Annotated in this window: 15 protein-coding genes and 1 pseudogene; 9 read left to right on the top strand and 7 right to left on the bottom strand. The window is 73.6% G+C overall.

All coding sequences use genetic code 11. The annotated features are described in order from the left end of the window. Positions 1 to 139 precede the first annotated feature (139 nt). The 3 genes from ACXVGS_RS06170 to ACXVGS_RS06160 all read left to right on the top strand — a co-directional run bounded on the left by ACXVGS_RS06170 (position 140) and on the right by ACXVGS_RS06160 (position 2,334). Positions 140 to 316: a hypothetical protein gene (locus ACXVGS_RS06170; protein WP_458534966.1), complete on the top strand. Its 177-nt coding sequence runs from the start codon at positions 140 to 142 to the stop codon at positions 314 to 316. 68 nt (positions 317 to 384) lie between these two features. After that, positions 385 to 1,242 (top strand): patatin-like phospholipase family protein, encoded by an 858-nt coding sequence (locus ACXVGS_RS06165; protein WP_458536266.1) that lies wholly within the window; start codon positions 385 to 387, stop codon positions 1,240 to 1,242. A 3-nt stretch (positions 1,243 to 1,245) separates the two neighbouring features. Next, complete coding sequence (locus ACXVGS_RS06160; protein ID WP_458536267.1) at positions 1,246 to 2,334, top strand: 1-acyl-sn-glycerol-3-phosphate acyltransferase; 1,089 nt, start codon at positions 1,246 to 1,248, stop codon at positions 2,332 to 2,334. 12 nt (positions 2,335 to 2,346) lie between these two features. On the opposite strand, the gene ACXVGS_RS06155 is transcribed toward ACXVGS_RS06160, so the two are convergent. Beyond that, positions 2,347 to 3,378 carry an AraC family transcriptional regulator gene (locus ACXVGS_RS06155; protein ID WP_458529438.1) on the bottom strand — a complete coding sequence of 344 codons (1,032 nt, stop codon included), beginning with the start codon at positions 3,376 to 3,378 and terminating at the stop codon, positions 2,347 to 2,349. A gap of 125 nt (positions 3,379 to 3,503) precedes the next feature. On the opposite strand from ACXVGS_RS06155, the gene ACXVGS_RS06150 reads away from it, so the two are divergent. Beyond that, complete coding sequence (locus tag ACXVGS_RS06150; protein ID WP_458529439.1) at positions 3,504 to 3,752, top strand: DUF4242 domain-containing protein; 249 nt, start codon at positions 3,504 to 3,506, stop codon at positions 3,750 to 3,752. A gap of 121 nt (positions 3,753 to 3,873) precedes the next feature. On the opposite strand, the gene ACXVGS_RS06145 is transcribed toward ACXVGS_RS06150, so the two are convergent. The 5 genes from ACXVGS_RS06145 to ACXVGS_RS06125 all read right to left on the bottom strand — a co-directional run bounded on the left by ACXVGS_RS06145 (position 3,874) and on the right by ACXVGS_RS06125 (position 9,023). Further along, a complete protein-coding gene (locus ACXVGS_RS06145; protein WP_458529440.1) occupies positions 3,874 to 6,012 on the bottom strand; it encodes a DEAD/DEAH box helicase in 2,139 nt (712 codons plus the stop codon). A 336-nt stretch (positions 6,013 to 6,348) separates the two neighbouring features. Next, entirely contained in the window at positions 6,349 to 7,236 is an 888-nt protein-coding gene (locus tag ACXVGS_RS06140) for a transketolase family protein (RefSeq protein ID WP_458529441.1), read from the bottom strand. After that, the gene (locus ACXVGS_RS06135) at positions 7,233 to 7,940 is read right to left on the bottom strand and encodes a thiamine pyrophosphate-dependent enzyme (RefSeq protein WP_458529442.1); all 708 of its coding nucleotides are present in this window, start codon (positions 7,938 to 7,940) and stop codon (positions 7,233 to 7,235) included. Before ACXVGS_RS06135 ends, ACXVGS_RS06140 begins: the two co-directional genes overlap by 4 nt. Before the next feature lie 188 nt (positions 7,941 to 8,128). Continuing rightward, positions 8,129 to 8,596: a hypothetical protein gene (locus tag ACXVGS_RS06130; RefSeq protein WP_458536744.1), complete on the bottom strand. Its 468-nt coding sequence runs from the start codon at positions 8,594 to 8,596 to the stop codon at positions 8,129 to 8,131. Beyond that, a complete protein-coding gene (locus ACXVGS_RS06125) occupies positions 8,586 to 9,023 on the bottom strand; it encodes a hypothetical protein (RefSeq protein WP_458532048.1) in 438 nt (145 codons plus the stop codon). The genes ACXVGS_RS06130 and ACXVGS_RS06125 overlap by 11 nt, the downstream gene beginning before the upstream one ends. A 173-nt stretch (positions 9,024 to 9,196) precedes the next feature. Here ACXVGS_RS06125 and ACXVGS_RS06120 point away from each other — a divergent pair, with 173 nt between their 5' ends. Together ACXVGS_RS06120 and ACXVGS_RS06115 are read left to right on the top strand one after the other, a co-directional pair. Next, entirely contained in the window at positions 9,197 to 9,802 is a 606-nt protein-coding gene (locus ACXVGS_RS06120; protein ID WP_458529445.1) for a GNAT family N-acetyltransferase, read from the top strand. A 553-nt stretch (positions 9,803 to 10,355) separates the two neighbouring features. After that, on the top strand, positions 10,356 to 11,120 hold the full coding sequence (locus ACXVGS_RS06115; RefSeq protein WP_458536743.1) for a DUF998 domain-containing protein: 765 nt from the start codon (positions 10,356 to 10,358) through the stop codon (positions 11,118 to 11,120). Here ACXVGS_RS06115 and ACXVGS_RS06110 read toward each other — a convergent pair. Then, complete coding sequence (locus tag ACXVGS_RS06110; RefSeq protein WP_458529447.1) at positions 11,079 to 11,711, bottom strand: histone deacetylase; 633 nt, start codon at positions 11,709 to 11,711, stop codon at positions 11,079 to 11,081. The two genes, ACXVGS_RS06115 and ACXVGS_RS06110, sit on opposite strands and share 42 nt — an antisense overlap. Positions 11,712 to 11,984: 273 nt before the next feature. On the opposite strand from ACXVGS_RS06110, the gene ACXVGS_RS06105 reads away from it, so the two are divergent. The 3 genes and pseudogenes from ACXVGS_RS06105 (at position 11,985) to ACXVGS_RS06095 (ending at position 14,911) form a co-directional block, all read left to right on the top strand. Beyond that, positions 11,985 to 12,140 carry a hypothetical protein gene (locus ACXVGS_RS06105; protein ID WP_458529448.1) on the top strand — a complete coding sequence of 52 codons (156 nt, stop codon included), beginning with the start codon at positions 11,985 to 11,987 and terminating at the stop codon, positions 12,138 to 12,140. Between the two features lie 90 nt (positions 12,141 to 12,230). Next, positions 12,231 to 13,103: pseudogene (locus ACXVGS_RS06100) on the top strand (DUF2231 domain-containing protein); the annotation flags it as partial. A gap of 305 nt (positions 13,104 to 13,408) precedes the next feature. Then, a complete protein-coding gene (locus ACXVGS_RS06095) occupies positions 13,409 to 14,911 on the top strand; it encodes a CYTH and CHAD domain-containing protein (RefSeq protein ID WP_458536742.1) in 1,503 nt (500 codons plus the stop codon). Positions 14,912 to 14,928 lie beyond the last annotated feature (17 nt).

Here is a 14,928-nt window from a genome sequence, read left to right as displayed (position 1 = left end):
GCCCCGAGGAGGAGGGGCTCCGGCCCGAGCAGGAGACCGGCCGGCACCGGACCCTCCCCTGAAGGCCGTCGATCCTCACGCGAGGTGGCGCCGGGCGGGCCTCCCCCGCACCGGCGCCCCCCGCCGGTACCGTGACGGCGTGACCGACGCCGCCACCTCCCCCGCCCGGACGTCCGGGCAGCAGTGCCAGCCGACCCTGGGCGGGCTCGCGCCCTGCGACAACTGCGGGGCGCCCATGCGCTGGGAGACCTCGCACCAGCGGTGTGACACCTGCGGGCACATCGTCCCGTGCTGCGAGGGCGCACCGCTGCGCTGAATCCGGTTGCCCCCGGCGACATGCGCGCAAAGCCCCCGCGTGATGCCTCTGGGGCATAGCGTGACCGCGTGCCGGAGAGCCCACGTCCCCCCGCGGAGAGCCCCGTCGCGTTCGTCCTCGGCGGCGGCGGCGTCCTCGGTGCCGCCCAGGCGGGCAGCCTGCTCGCCCTGCTCGAGCACGGCATCACCCCCGACCTCGTCGTCGGCACCAGCGTCGGGGCCCTCAATGGCGCGTTCCTCAGCGCCGACCCGACCGTCGAGGGCATCAGTCGCCTGATCGAGGTCTGGCAGGGCATCACCAGCAGCGACGTCCTCGGCGGCTCGATGCTGCACCGGGTGGCGACACTGGCCCGGCACGGCACCCACCTGCACTCCAACGCCCCGCTGCGGGCGATGGTGGAACGGCACCTGCCCGGAGCACGCATCGAGGAGCTGGCGGTGCCGTTCCAGTGCGTCGCGGCATGCATCGAGACAGCGGAGGCGCACTGGTTCGACCACGGTCCCCTCGCCGACGCGGTCCTCGCCTCGTCCGCGGTCCCCGGGCTGCTCCCGCCGGTGCGGGTGGACGACCGGCACTTCATCGACGGCGGCATCGTGCAGAGCGTGCCCGTCGCCCGCGCGGTGACCCTGGGCGCCCGCACGGTCTACGTCCTGCACGTCGGCCGGATCGAACGCCCACTCAAGGCGCCCCGCCGCCCGTGGGAGGTCGGCCTCGTCGCCTTCGAGGTCGCGCGCCGCCACCAGTTCGTCTCGACCATGGCCTCACTTCCAGCAGGCGTGCGGGTGCATGTGCTGCCCAGCGGCGACGACCGCGCACCGCTGGTCTCGGTGCGTTATCGCAGCACCTCGGGGGTCGCCGCGCGCATCGCCAGGGCGCGCGAGGCGGCCGCCGGCTACCTGCGGACCGCAGCGGTCCGGGAGGGCTGACGCATGCCGCCACGCTGGCTCCGCCGGGCGCTGCTGCCGCTGACGACTCTCCTCGTCGTCGCAGTCCTGGCCCTCCTGGTCCTGGTCGCCGGGGTCGCCGCTGCGCTACGGCCACTGACCCCACGCCGCCGGGTGCTGCGAGCGGCCCGGTTCGGCACGGCATACCTCGTGGTCGACCTGCGAATCCTGTTCTCCTGCCTGCGGTTGTGGCTGCGCGCGCCGATCGCGGCGCGACGCGAGCCGACCACCTGGGCGGACGCTCACTGGGCACTGCTCGAGTCGGCGCTGCGGGACGCGCTGTGGGCCGGCGAGCGGCACTTCGGCTTCCGGGTCGTGCTCGACGAGCCCCCGCGGCAGGACGTCGCCGCCGTGCCGGTCGACGAACCCCTGCTGGTGCTGGCGCGGCATGCCGGCCCCGGGGACTCCTTCGCCATCGCGCACCTGCTGATGACGGAGTACCACCGGCGCCCGCGCATCGTGCTGAAGGACAAGCTGCAGCTGGACCCCGCGCTGGACGTGCTGCTCAACCGCCTCTCGTGTTGCTTCATCCCCTCACGCAGCGGCGCCGGGGACGACCTCCCGGCACGTCTGGGCCGACTCGCTGCGGACCTCACCGGACGCGAAGCGCTCCTGATCTTCCCCGAGGGCGGCAACTGGACCCCGCGCCGACGTCGCCGCGCGATCCGACGCCTGCGCCGGCGCGGCCACTTCGCCGAGGCAGCCCGTGCCCGGCGGATGGAGCACGTCATGCCACCCCGCCCGGCAGGGGTGCTGGCCTGCCTCGAGGCCCGCCCGGACCTGGACGTCGTCGTCGCCGCGCACGCGGGCCTGGACCGGCTGGTCAGCCCCTCGCAGGTATGGCGCGCGCTCCCCCTCGTCGTGCCCATGCGGTTGCGGTGGTGGCACGTCCCGACCGCGGACGTCCCGCGGGACGGGGACGCCCGGACCCAGTGGCTCATCGACCAGTGGGCCGAGGTGGACGCCTGGGTCGCGGCGCGACCCGACGGGAGTGTCGCCGACCCCTCCACGGGCACCGGCCTGCCCACGGTCGGGAGCACCGGCCAGGGGGACGTTGCCGGCGAGCTCGTCTGAGGCGCATCCTGCTCAGGGTGGCGCGATCGGGCCGACGGCACGGTCCTGACCCGTGCGCCAGTGCGCCGGCGCGGCCCCGAAGGCGCGTTTGAAGGCCCGGCTGAACGCCTCCTCGGACCGGTAGCCCACCCGACCGGCGACCTCGGCGACCCCCAGCCCTGTCGTGCGGAGCAGGCCCGAGGCCAGGTTCAGCCGCCACTGGGTGAGGTACCTGATCGGCGGGCGGCCCAGCAGCTGCTGGAAGCGGTCGAGCAGGACCGTCCGCGACACCGCCACGGAGCGGGACAGCTCACCCACGGACCAGTCGCGGGCCGGGTCCGTGTGGAGCAGCGACAGCGCCCGGCCCACGACCGGGTCGCGCAGGGCGGCCAGCCAGCCGGTCAGCTCCGCCTGCCGCTGCTCGTGCAGGTACAGCCGCAGCACCTCGGAGAAGAGCAGCTCCGGCAGCCGACGATCCGCGCCGGAGCCGCCCCCCGACGGCTGCGCCGAGGCCAGCGCGAAGTCGATGCTCGCGCGCACCCAGTCCGCGGCCGGTCCCGGCGGGGGGTGGACGACGAAGAGGGACGGGAGGGCGCGTAGCACCGGGTCGAACAGGACGGCGTCCCCGCGCAGGTAGCCGCAGACGACCTGGGTGCGCTCCCCGGTGCCGCCGTGCTCGATCCGGGGGAACTCGGTCCACGGGACAGGCGGCAGCAGCGTGGTGATCGGCACCGGGTCGGCGGCCTCCCGGGAGCCCCAGGCGTTCCTGTCGCCGTAGGGCATCACCACGACGTCCCCGGCCGAGACCTCGCGCGGCGCCCCGTCCCCGACCGAGATCCAGCAGCTGCCCTCGGCGATGACGTGGAACATCACCAGGCTCCCGGGCCCGGGCGGCAGCGCCCCGGTCAGCTCGGCTGCGGGCGGGGAGGTGTAGGCCCACGGAGCCCGGAAGTCGGAGCGGAAGAAGATCGCGCCGTTGAGCCGGACGAGGTCGAGCACCTGACGCACGACGTCGAACGGGTCGACCGCGGCGGCTGCCGGCGACAGATCCGGACTCCCGGTCACGGGCGGCGGCGTCCGGGTCATGGGCCTGGCCATCCCATCTCCCGATAGTAGGAGACAGGCCGCCACCACGGCGGACCGCGGCGGGTCACTCCCCACCGCCGAGCTCCACGAGAAGGAACCACCGCATGGCACTGTTTCTGGACATCCACTCCATCGAGGGCGTCACGGCCGAGGCTGCCGCCCAGGCCCATGCGGCCGACCTGCGCACGCAGGACCGGTACGGCGTGAGCTACCAGCGATACTGGGTCGACGAGGACAAGGGCCAGGTCTTCTGCCTGGTCGAGGCCCCGAGCGCCGACGCCGCCCGCGCCGTGCACCACGAGGCGCACGGCCTGGTCGCCGAGGCGATCCACCCGGTCGTCGAGGGCGCCTGACCCGGTGGTCCCCCACCGGACGGCCGGGCACGGACCGCCTGCCCAGCCTTCGACACGACGACGGCCCGGACCTCATGGTCCGGGCCGTCGCCGTCCGCGGTATGCCGTGTGGCTGCGCGGCCTACTGCCGCGCCGACAGCGCGTCCGTCAGCAGCGTGACGAGCGCCTCGAGCTGCACGTCGGCCGAGGACGAGACCTCCTCGTCCGAGCCGTCGAGCGCCCGGGCGGCGAGGCCGGCCTTGCTGTCGATGAGCTGGGCGATCCGGGGGTCGATGGTCTGCGCGGCGATGATCCGCCAGGCCGTGACCGGGTCGCCCTGCCCGATGCGGTGCACCCGGTCGATCGCCTGCGTCTGCTCCGCCGCGGTCCAGGACAGCTCGGCGAGCACGACGTTGGAGGCCACCTGCAGGTTGAGGCCCACCCCCGCCGCGGTCAGCGAGCAGACCACGACGGCGACGTCCGGGTCCTGCACGAACGCGTCGATGTTGGCCTGCCGCGCCTTGGCGGACTGCTCGCCACGGATCGAGGCGTAGCGCAGACCCCGCTTGGCAAAGGTCTCCTCGGCGGCGTCCATGACGTCGATGTGCTTGGCGAAGAAGACGACCTTGCCGACGCTGCGGGCCAGTTGCGCGGCGTAGTCGGCCGCCAGCCCGGCCTTGGCCTGGCCGATGCGGCGCATGACGCCGAAGACGTTCTCCCCGGTCTTGGCCGAGCCGGACTCCTCGCGCTCCCAGGCCGCGACCCGGCGTACGAGGTCGTGGTCGATGCCCTCGACGACGGCACCGGAGGTGCGGGCGGCGAGGGCGCTGTCGTAGCGCGCCACCAGGCGGCGGGCGAGCTCCTGCTCGGCGGCGCGGATCGAGCGGCCGGCCTCGTCGTCGAGCTCGACCGGCAGGTCGGCGATGCGGCGCGCCGGGATGTCGGCAGCCACGTCGACCTTGCGCCGGCGGACGATGCCGAGGTCGATCACGCTGGCCCGGGCTGCGGGGTAGAACGCGGGGTCGGCCGGCGACCAGCCGTTCTCCTCCAGCGCGGCCATGAGCCGGGGCCGGGGCTTCTTGTCGTCGATCCAGCCGAGGAACTGCCAGATCGCCTTGAAGTCCTCGATGTCGTTGATCAGCGGGGTGCCGGTCAGGGCCATGAGCAGGGGGTTCAGCGCGCGGGCGCGGATGCGCTCGGAGAGCTGGAGCACGTGCTGCGAGCGCTGTGAGGTCTTGTTCTTGATGAAGTGTGCCTCGTCGACCACCATGCCGCGGAAGCCGAGGTCACCCAGCCAGCCGACGTGCCGGTCGAGGACCTCGTAGTTGACCACGACGATGTCGGCAAAGCCGTCGATGGTCTCGCCGTCACCGTGGATCACCGTGGCGGGGTGGCCCGGGGTCCACATCTCGGCCTCGCGGGCCCAGTTGGCCTTGACGACGTTGGGCACGACGACGAGCAGCGGGAAGGCGTCCGCGGCCTGCGCCGCGAGCAGCGCCTGGGCGGTCTTGCCCAGACCGGGCTCGTCGGCCAGCAGGAAGGTCCGGTGGCCCGCCGCGGCGGCCGCGACCAGCTCCGCCTGGTGGTGCATGAGCTCCAGGCCGTGCGGCGCCTTCAGGGAGGTCGGCGCCGGCAGGTCCATGCACGAGGAGTCCCCGCCCTCCTCGAAGGAGCGGAACAGCGGGCCCAGCAGCTCCCAGGTGGAGAGGCGACCGGTCACCCGCTGGTGCTGGACCGCGGCGGCGGAGAAGTCCGGAGCGAGGAAGGGGTTGGCCAGCTGGCGGGAGATGACCGACTGCGGCACCACCTGCCGCTTGGCCGGGGACGCGGCGGTCTCGACCTCGGCGGCCGGGGGCTCCTCGGCGGCCGGCTCGATGCCGGCGTCCAGCAGCATCTCCCGGCGCAGCGACGTGGCCGCGTCGGAGATGACCGCGTCCTCGGCCAGCAGGGACAGCAGCGAGGTGTCCCGCGCGGCGGTCTTGGCCAGGATCGTGGCGATGCCGTCGAGGCGCTTGAGCTGCTCGGTGCGCTGGGACTCGCTGATCGACGCGTCGCCCTTGAGCCGGGCCCGCTCCTCGCGGACGAGCAGCGCGACGACCTGGAACTTCGTCCGGGCCGACGGGCCGACCCGACCGCGCTGGGCCCGGGCCTCGACCTCGCGGACCGCGCGGGCCAGCACCGGGATCAGGCCGGCCTCGCCGAGGTCGCGGGCACGCCGCTGCCGCTGGTTGCGCGGGGCCGTCCGGGTGGCACCGGACTGGTGACGGGCTGGTCGAGCCAAGTAACTGCTCTCCTCTGAGATGGCGACGGCAAGGGCGAGGCGGCGGCGCGGCCACCCCTGGACACGGCAGCTCACCGGCCGGGGACGACGGCCGATCGGGCCGGAGGCCTGAGCGGCCCCGCGACGCGGCTCGGCTCCTGGATCTGCGAGAGATCGACGTGCCCGCCCCAGACGGCCCGCCCACGGTGTGGAACCTCCCACCGGCCAGCGACCGCCAACTGCCGAGCTGTGGTCGTCCAGGAGGTGGTGCGGCACCGAGACCGGTACCGCTCCGATGATAACGCCCGCCACCGGGCCGCCGCGACGGCGGCACTCCGGTGGCGGGCGCGGGGTCCGTCAGGAGAGGAAGCGCTCGAGCGAACGGCGGATCCCTGCCGCGTCCAGCCCGTGGGCGGCCTGGTGCTCGGCCGGCGTCCCGTAGCGGCGCAGCTCGGTGCGCCCGACGCCGAGCGCGAGCACCCGGTGGGGCAGGTCCGTCAGCGCCTCCGACACCACCCGGGTCGACGTGCCGGCGAGGTACGGCTCCACCAGCACGACATCCGGGGTGCCCAGCGAGCGGCGCAGCCCGGCGCGGTCGAACGGACGCACGGTGCTGGCGTACAACACGCACACGTCCAGACCGGCCGTGGCCTCCAGCACGGGGTCGAGCATCGGCCCGACCGCGACGACGGTCGCGCGCGACCCCTGGCGGATCGGGTGGAGCTGCCCGGGGCGCACCGGGTAGGCCCGGGAGTTCTGCGCCGCCGTGACCCGGATGTAGTCGCGCCCCGACCCGGCCACCGCCTGCCGCAGCGCGTCGGCGACCTCGTCGGCGTGCCCGGGCACGTGGATCCTCCAGTCCGGAAGGGTGTCCATCAGGGCGACGTCGCCGGGCGCCTGGTGGGTGCGCCCGCCGGCGGAGTTATCGTAGGAACCGCCCGAGGACACGAGCACCCCGCCGAGGTCCTGGTGGTTGAAGCCCAGCTTGACCTGCTCGAAGGCGCGCTCCACCAGGAACGACGCGAACGTGTGGGCGATCGGGCGCAGGCCCGCGAGCGCCATACCGGCCGCAGCGCTGACGAGGAGCTGCTCGCGGATCCCGACGTTGACGATGCGGTCGGGCAGACGTTGCTCGGCCTCGGCGAAGTACTGCCCGGAGATCTCGGCGTAGAGCAGGGCCGTGTCCGCGCGGGACTCGACCAGCTCCACGGCGGTGCGGGCGAAGGTGACCCGGGTGTCGCTCATGCCCACTTCTCCTCGACCTCGGCGATGACGACGGACGGGCCGCCGGCGCCCCGGGTGAGCAGGGCCTGTTCGATCCGGTCGTGGTCGCGGCCGTCGACCACCGTGGTCTCCCACCCCTCCACGCGGAACCGCCGGGACAGGTGCCCCAGCGCGCGGTACGACGCCGAGGCGTTGTCGACCACGATGAGCGTGAGGTTGGTGAGCCCGCGCGCGACGGCGAGCTCGATCGCCTCCTGGTTGCTGCCCTCGTCGAGCTCGGCGTCGCCGACCAGCACGTAGACGTGGGCGTCGCGGCCCTGCGCCCGCAGGCCGAGGGCGACGCCCACGGCGATCGGCAGGCCGTGCCCCAGCGAGCCGCTGGACAGCTCGACGCCGGGGACGAGGACCCGGTCGGGGTGGTGCCCCAAGGCCGAGTCGAACGTGCCCCAGCCGGGCAGCCAGGACTCGGGGAAGAAGCCCCTGGCCGCCAGCGTGGCGTAGTACGCCATCGGACCGTGCCCCTTGGACAGGAGGAACCGGTCGCGGTCGGGGTCGTCGGGGCGTGCGGGGTCGACGTGCAGGATGCGTTCGTAGAGCACCCAGACGACGTCAAGGGTGGAGGTCGCGGCGTTGCTGTGCTTCTCGTCCCCCGTCATGAGGTGCATGAGCCGGGGGAGGTCGGCATACCCGAGGTCCGGGTCGGTCGCGGTCGTGGTCGTGGTCATGCAGGGAGCATCTGATGTGAAGTTGACTTGACGTCAACGCGCGCCCCTAGGAGGTCGCCGGGGCGCACCGGTCAGCGGCCGAGGAGTCACCCGGGGCAGCGAGGGCCAGCACCGGCGCGATGTCGAACCGGCGGGGGCCTCCCCGGACGCTGGAGTAGGTGATGGAGAGTCCCCCGGCGCACGCGGTGTCAGCCGGCCCGGCGGGCCGGCGCACCTGCACCACCAGCTCGGTGGGGTCGGCGGCACCGCAGCGGGTGGCCACGGCATGCCGGTCCGGGTCCGAATCCGTTGGACCTCAGGCCGCCGGGCCCCGCGCCGAAGAAGGCCGGATGGCTGCGGCTGCGTGTCGCGGTGGCGAAGCCGGTCACCCTGAAGCCGTTGACCGGTCGGATGGGGCGCACCGCGAGGATCCGGATGGGGGCGTCCCCGTCGACGCAGAGGTTGACCCCGCCGAACAGGTAGTCCGTTTCCGCCCTCGTGGCGTCCAGGGCGGCCCCGAAGCTGATGGTGTCGGTCCCCCCGGCACCGAGCAGCGTGGGCCCGTGGGTGGCAGCGCGTATGCCGAGGACCGCGGCCGCGATGCCGACCACGGCAACCCCGACCAGCAGCCCGCGGTGGCGCGGCCCGGCGCCGGGCGGGCTCGGCTCAGGGCCCATGCGGCTCGACCTCCCGCACCTGGCCGACGACGCCGGTCGATCCGGCGAGCAGCAGCGCTGCGGCGGGCATGACATACACGCCCACGAAGATGGTGACGAACTCCGCGCCGGCCAGCAGGAACAGCGTCACGCTCGCGACGACCGCTGCCCCCGCCAGCCTTCGGCTGCGCCGCCGCCGGGCCAGCAGCACCAGCGCGGTCGCCGCCATGGCGAGGACCAGCGCGACCATGAACGCCGCGATCGGCAGGGCCGGCAAGCTGGCGTGGTCGCCCAGCCCGGCCGCGGCGGCCGCGGACAGGGTGATGCGGGGCTGGACCCCGGGGACCCCGGAGTCGAGGGTGTAGAACGGCACGGTCCAGATCGCGGCGACCAGCGCCGCGGCCCAGAGGGTGCCGGCCACGCACATCGCGAGCGGGGTGCGGCTCATCGGCCCACCCCCGCAGCGCGTCCCCCGGGCGCCCCCACACCGGTCATGGACAGGACTGTGCCAGAGGTATGCCGCGTGGCGTCGGACCTTCCGCCCCACTCCCCCACCGCCGTACCGTGAAACCGGCGCACGGCGCGAGGTCGCTGCCCGTGTGAGACGAGAGGGTGCGTGCCGTGGAGGACGGACCGCGGGTCGCGAGCCCGGATGACGCCACCACGGTGACCGGGCTGGTGGTCGGCGCGTTCTTCGACGACCCGACCTGGTCGTGGGCCTTCCCGGACCCGGGCGCCCGCCGGGGGCAGCATCGGGCGTTCTGGGGCCTGTTCGTCGAAGGAGCCCTGCGTCATGACTGGGTGTGGCTCGCCGCGGGCGACGTCGCGACGAGCATCTGGATCCCGCCGGGGCGCAGCGACATGTCCGAGGAGCAGGAGGCGAGGATGGAGGCGCTCCTGCCCGACCTGCTCGGCCCCGGCTCCGCGCGGGTGTCGGAGGCACTCGAGCTGTTCGAGGCTGCGCACCCACGCGACGAGCCGCACTACTACCTCAGCCTGCTCGCGACCGACCCGGCGCAGCGCGGTCACGGCTATGGCCTGGCCCTGCTCGCCGACAACCTCCGTCTCATCGACGCCGAGGGCGCCGGCGCCTACCTCGAGGCGAGCAACCCGGCGAACGTGGCCCTGTACGAGCGGTACGGATTCGCACAGGTGGGCGCGTTCGACCTCCCCGACGGCGGCCCGACCGTCCACACCATGTGGCGTTCACCCCGCAACGCTCGGTGACCCGGCCGCAGTCAGGGCGTCGTTCCGCGCGTCCGGACGAAGCCGGAGGGAGGCGTCCTCGGTATCGGTCGCTGGATCAGGACCACGGCCCGGGTGTCGTTGAGGACAGCCACCCCGAAGTGGTCCCCCGGGTGAGGATCCCCCACCCGGGACGTTCCGGGTGCGCCCGGGTGACGGGCCCTGGGGCGGCTTCTGACCGCCAGTCAGGCTCCGGTCCTGCTCGTGCGTCGCGGCAGCAGGGCCAGCCGGCAGGCGCCCGGCTCGGGGAAGGGGCGCAGCGCTGCGCCCGCGGCGTCGGCGCCGAGCTCCCGGCGGCGCGCCCCTCCCGGCAACCGGCGCGCCGCTGGGTTCCACGCCGATCGGTATGCCGGGCACTCCGGCGAGTGTCCGGCATACCGCGTGGCCACGGACCGGCATGCCGGTCTGCAGGGCGCGGCGGCAGCGGTGCGGACGGGCCAAAGGCCCTTCCAGCCGACCGCGCACGGGCCCAGCCTGAAGACGGTGCGCGAGGCCGTCGGCAGCCAGTCCCGCGCAGAGCCGCACGGGAGTCGCCATGTCTGAGGTGAAGGCCGTTCCAGCGCCCTCGGCACCGCGCGCCGACCGGCTCACCAAGGGCCTCCTGGCCTGCGGTGTGCTGTACGCGGTCACCTACGTCGTGGGGAACGACCTCGTCGCTGCCGCGATGACCCGGGGATACACCCGGATGGACCAGGCTGTGAGCGAGCTCTCCGCCCGGGGGGCGGCCGCGCGGCCCTTCCTCATCGGCATGAACGCGATCTGGATGCCGGCCATGGTCGCGTTCGGTGTCGGGGTCTGGCGCGCCGCCCGCGGCAACCGCTGGCTGCGCGTCACCGGGGCCCTGCTGATGATCTTCGGCGTGACCAGCCTGCTGTGGCTTCCGTTCCCCATGACCGCTCGGCAGGACGTGGTCGTCGGGGCAGCCATGGCGGCCAACGACCTTGGCCACATCGGCATGACAGCCCTGACGGCGGTGTTCGTCCTCGCCGAGATCGCGTTCTCCGCCGCCGGCCTCGGGTGGGGGTTCCGGATCTATTGCGCCGCGACCGTAGCGGTGATCCTCGTGTTCGGTGCGTTGACCGGCGCGCAGGCCCCGCACGTCGCCCAGGGCCTCCCGACACCACTGATGGGCTTCTACGAACGGGGCAACATCGGGGCGTGGCTGCTCTGGATGGCCGTCCTGGCCGTGGTCCTGTGGCGGAGGCTGGATGCCGCAGGCTCTGGCGCCCACGGCCCCCGACCTCACCGGCCGGGTGACTCAGGCAGCGTCAGCAAGGAGCCGGCTGATGGCCGCGTGTGACCAGGACCCACGGGCTCCGCGCAGCTGGCTCAGGTACGAGCTGACCTCTGCGGGTTCCCAGTCATGCGCTTCCTGGAGCCCGTGGGCGAGCAGCTGAAGGTACGGCCCTGCCGGAGCGTTGAGGACCGCGGCGTCCGCCGGCCCGGGCGCGGTGAACGTGAGCAGGGGTATGCCGTCGAGGTCACCGAGGTGAAGGAGCGTCTCGTACCAGCCGGGACCGAGCTGATCGCGGCCGGTGGCCAGGGCCCGGGTCAGGTCCAGGTCGCGGCCCGGGGTCCGTCGCATCTCCTGGGCAGCGATGTCACTGAACTGCCCCAGCGAGACGAGATGCGCGCGCGCCGCGGTCACCCCCGGCGCGTTCGGGTCGAAGAACGCGATGCCCCCACCCCACAGGGACGAGCTGCGCGCGAAGTACACCTCGCCCGGGATGCTGATGCCGTGGGCTGCCCGTGGCCGTCGTGGGTCGCGCGCACCGGGGTGTGGACGGCGTGCGCCGGGTGGGGTGCCTCCGGTCAGGTAGTAGCGCAGGCGCGAGGCGGCCATGTTCGAGCCGTAGCTGGCGTACCAGACGAGCTCTGTGGAGATGGGCATTCGTTCGACCATGCCTCAGTGCGGCTGACGTGGCAACCGCGTGCCCGGCACCGGTCGTCGGCACAGCCGTGGACGACGGGCCCGGGGCATCACCCCAATCCGGTCACGATCAGGAGTAGGCCACCCCGGCCGCGCGATCACCGCGGATGCGCTACCCGCCTCTCCGGGATCCCGGATGCCATCCGCGTTTCGTCCACGGCGCAACGGGGCACGGTCGCAAACAGGCCGCCCGGGACGGGCGTCGCCACCACCGGCTGTGAAGGAAGGCACCCGATGAGCCAGCAACCGACCCCGGTCGACCCCGGTGAGGACCCGGAGCCCGGCCGTGCTCCCAGCGAGCAGCCCGACCACTCGCCGGAGGCCCCGCAGGACCCCGGGCCCGTCGTCGACCCGGACCCGCACGCGCCGGGCGTCCCCGGCCGGGACTGAGCGGCCCGGCCACCCCGGAGGGCTGGCTCACCTCTCCCATGGGGTCCATCCCCGGAGTCCCACTGCCTCGAGAACAAGGACGGATCTGCCGTGAACGCAGCACTCAGTACCGTGGCCGACCGAGTCGCCGGAGCCGTAGAGGAGGCGACCTTCCTGGACCCCGTCGCGGGCGGCCTGGCGCGGCTGCTGTCGCCGCTTCGGCGCAACCAGGCCGCCGCCGGGATCCTCGGCGGTGAGCCGCTCGGCCACCCCGCGCACCCGGCGGTCGTCCTGCTCCCCCTGGGTTCGTGGCTCTCGGCCTCGATCCTGGACGTCCTCGGCGACGAGAGGCACCAGGACGCGGCGCGTACCCTCACCGGGGCCGGGCTCGTCCTGTCCCTGCCGGCGGCGCTGACCGGCGCCAACGACTGGCTTCCCACCCGCGGGCCCCGGCAACGGGTGGGACTGACCCATGCCGCCACCAACGTGGCTGCGCTGGCGTGCTTCACCGCTGGTTGGGTGGCGAGGACACGCGGCAACCACCGCGCGGGGAGGCGGTGGGGCCTTGCCGGCTCCAGCATGGTCGGCCTGTCGGGATGGCTGGGTGGCCACCTCGCCTACAACCAGGGCGTCGGAGTGCGCCGCGCCACGACGCACGAAGGCGAAGCCCCTTCCGCGAACGAAGCCCCTGACCTCATGGACCTCGTCGTGGAGCAGCACCGCGCTCTCAGCACGCTGATGGGCACGGTGGCGGACTCGCGTGGCGCACAGCGGGCGGAGAAGTTCCTCCAGCTGCGGCGGGACCTGGCGGCGCACGAGGCCGCCGAGGCGGCTGTCGTGCACCCGCTGACGCGGCAGGACCTCCCCGGCGGGGAGTCGATCGCCACTGCTCGCGAGGACGAGGAGGCCAAGGCGAGCGCCGCCCTGACCGAGCTCGAGCAGTTCGACCCGGACTCGGACGAGTTCGAGGAGCGCTTCGCCCGGCTGCGCCGCGACGTCGGGGGCCCATGCCGAGCACGAGGAGACCGAGGAGCTCGCGAGGCTTCGCCGGGACCGGGGTCGCGAGAACCTGGTCCCCGTGGGCGAGGTCTTCCGCACCGCACAGGCGGCGGCCCTGCGGCAGCTGGCCGAGGACGAGATCGCCTCCTTCCTCGCCATGGTCGAGGTGGCCCGGGACGCGGTGTGGTCAGCACTCTAGGCACGCCGCACGCTCAGGCGGCAGCCCTTGAGCGTGCCCATGGGCGAGCCTTGGACGTCTGGGCCTACCCCGGAGCGGGTACTGGTCCCCCATGGTGGAGCAGAATCTCGAGGTCGAGCGCAAGTACGCCGTGGACTCTTCCACCGAGCTCCCACCGGCTGAGGTGCTGACGGAGCTCCCTGAGGTGGTCGGCGTCGAGTCCCCGCAGGCGTGGACTCTCCATGCGATCTACTACGACACGGCGAGCCTCGCACTGGCTGGGCAGGGCATCACGCTGCGGCGGCGGACCGGGGGCGAGGACCCGGAGTGGACGCTGAAGCTCCCGTCCGGGGACGGGACCAAGCAGGAGCTCACCGTCCCGCTGGGAGTGGCTGACGAGCCGGTGCCTCCGGAGCTCCTGACTCCCGTGCGCGTCCACACCAGGCGGGAACCGGTCGCCCCGGCGCTGGAAGTCCACACCATCCGGCGGGTCCACCGCCTCATCGGGAAGAACCACGCAGTCCTGGCCGAGGTGTCCGACGACGCCGTCACGACCCGGCCACGCGTCAAGGGCGTTCGGCGCAAACACTGGCGGGAGTGGGAGGTCGAGCTTGGAGACGACGCCGCCCCGCAGCTCCTCGACGCCCTTGAGGAGCGGCTCTGTCAGTGCGGCGCCACACCCGCGGACACTGCCTCCAAGCTCGCCCACGCACTCGGCGACCGCGTGCCGCAGCGGCAGGAGCCGCCGGCGCCCACGCCGTCCGGGCCGGCCGCCGACCTGCTCCTCGCGGTGCTGCGCGAGCAACTGGGCCGCCTCAAGGAAGACGACGGGCGACTGCGGCGCGGTCAGCCCGACTCGGTGCATCAGCTCCGCATCGCGGCTCGCCGGCTTCGTGCTGGCCTGGCCAGTTTCAAGGACCTGGTCGAACCGGCGGCCGGACGGCATGTCCGCGACGAGCTGCGTTGGCTCGGCGGTGAGCTCGCCCTGGCCCGCGACGCCCAGGTGATGCGCGCCCGCCTGGAACGCGACGTCGAGGAGCTGCCGCCGGAGCTCGTGCGCGGCCCGGTCCGGGAGCGGATCCGTGACGAGCTGAACGAGTGGCAAGTCGAAGGCTGCAGCCAGGCGATGCAGACCCTTGAGAGTGGCCGATACTTCCAGCTGCTCGACCTGCTCGACGAGCTGGTCGCCGACCCTCCATGGGCAGAGGCGGCCACCGGTCGCGCCGACACGGCGGTCGAGAAGGCACTGAAACGCGAACGGAAGAGGGTTCGTCGGTCCACCAAGCAGGTCAAGCGTGCCGGCACGGTGGCAGACACCGATGTGGCCCTCCACGAGCTGCGCAAGGCCACCAAGCGACTGCGGTATGCCGCGCAGGCTGCACAGCCCGTGAGCGGCAAGCCGATCCGGCGATACGCCCGGGCCGTCAAGAAGGTGCAGGACAGGCTCGGCGAGCACCACGACGGCGTGGTCGCACGACGGACCGTGATCCGACTCAGTGAGCAGGCGGCCCGCCACGGCGAGGACGGCTTCACGTACGGGGTCCTCCACAGCCACGAGCGAGACCGGGCCACCTCCGCCAGCGTCCTGCGCCGGAAGGCGCGTGGCCTGCTCTGACCGTCACCACCGCCTCC

It is taken from the genome of Oryzihumus sp. (assembly GCF_054325275.1).
Note: the sequence above shows the minus strand (reverse complement) of the source record. Positions and strands in the feature narration are given on the sequence as shown.